The organism is Streptomyces oryzae (genome assembly GCF_017676365.1).
Taxonomy (GTDB): Bacteria; Actinomycetota; Actinomycetes; order Streptomycetales; family Streptomycetaceae; genus Streptomyces; species Streptomyces oryzae.
Window position 1 is genome coordinate 1 of sequence record NZ_JADKMA010000395.1, and the last position, 1,605, is coordinate 1,605.

The following is a 1,605-nucleotide window of genomic DNA, read 5'->3' on the forward strand; positions in this document are numbered from 1 at the left end:
CCCCGGCCCCTTCCCCCTCCACGTCCCGATCCCCGTCCGGCCGCGCCGCGCCGGACCGCTCCGGATAGTCGCCGAAGAACGAGATGCTGAAGTCCGGCACCGGCCGCTCCCCGGGCGGCATCGGCTCCGGCGCCGAGGACTTGGGAGCGGGCGCCGGGCGGGCAGCGGCGCCGGCCCGTGTACGGCTGCGCGGATACCACCCCGAGTCCCGCAGTTCGCGCAGCGCGCCGCTCACCGCTTCCTGCGCCTGGTGCAGGTCTTCGTCGGTGTGCGCGGTGGACAGATAGCAGCTGCGCCACTCCCACACGTAGACACCGCGCAGCAGCAGGTGCGGGTACAGCAGCTCCATCTCGGCGCGGTGCCGGAAGCGGAACATCGACCCGAAGTTGACGACCTGGAGGGGGAACTCGTCCCGTTCCAGCATGGTGTTGAGCTCCCGCGCGAACCGGTCGGTGCGCTGGTTGAGCTGTTCCTGGAGCCCGGGGCCCGCCTCCTTCAGATGGCTGAGCACGGCGTGTGCCGCCACCATCGACAGCGGGTGCTGCATATAGGTGCCGCCGAAGAACGTCGTCTCGCGCGGCGGCCGGCTGTCGTCCCCGTACTGCCAGAATCCGCCGTCGACCCCGTCCATGAGGTCGGCCCGGCCGGCGATCGCGCCGATGGGGAAGCCGGAGCCGAGTGCCTTGCCGTAGGTGGCCAGATCGGGCTCGACTCCGAAGTGGTGCTGGGCGCCGCGCGGATGGGCGCGCAGCCCGGTGAGCATTTCGTCGAACAGCAGCACGGTGCCGTGCTTGCGGGTGATCTCCCGCAGCGCGCGCAGGAACGCGGCCGGACGCAGCCCGGGATTGCGGCACTGCACGGGCTCGACCAGGACGGCCGCGAGTGTGTCGCCGAGCTGGTCGATGGCGTCCAGCGCCTCCTGGCTGCCGTACTCCAGCACGGTCAGCTCGCTCACGGCGCTGTCGGGAATGCCCTTGGAGACGGGAACGGCAGTGCCGTCGCGGCCGCCAGGACGGCCCAGCACGCTGTCGATGTGGCCGTGGTACGACCCGCGGAACATCACGATACGGCTGCGTCCTGTCGCGGCGCGCGCGAGCCGGACGGCCGCCGAGTTGGCCTCGGTGCCGGTGGTCGCGAACGCCACCCGCTCCGCCCCCGTCGTCTCGGCCAGCAGCTCGGCCACCTCGCCGGTGACGGCCTCCCGCGGGCCGAGCCGTAACCCGTGCGCGAGGTGCCGCTGTACGGCCTCCCGCACCGGCTCCGGCTCGTGGCCGAGCAGCAGCGCGCCGAACCCCATCGTCAGATCGATGTACGCGTTGCCGTCGACGTCCGTCATCCGGGAGCCGTGCGCCTCGCGGGCCGCCAGCGGATAGAGCATCTCCTTGGTGGCGCCGCGGAACCCGACCACCGCACGGCTGTCGGCCAGTACCCGGCGGTGCCGCTGCGCCAGCTCCTTGGACGTGGGGGTGCGCTCATTCAGCCTGCGCGCCAGCTCGCGGGTGTGCGCACGCTGCCGCTCGCCCGCTGCCGTGCCGCTCATCCCGGAGCCGGGGTCGACGGTGACGTGCGGGCCGTGCTGCGCGGGGGCCGGGGCGGGGGGTTCGG

The 1,605-nt window shown here is 73.0% G+C and carries 1 protein-coding gene; it reads right to left on the reverse strand.

Going from position 1 to position 1,605, the window contains the following annotated elements; translation table 11 throughout:
* Window positions 1-1,605 (reverse strand): aspartate aminotransferase family protein (locus ITI46_RS34370; protein WP_247747030.1); only part of this gene is annotated, 1,605 nt, incomplete at both ends.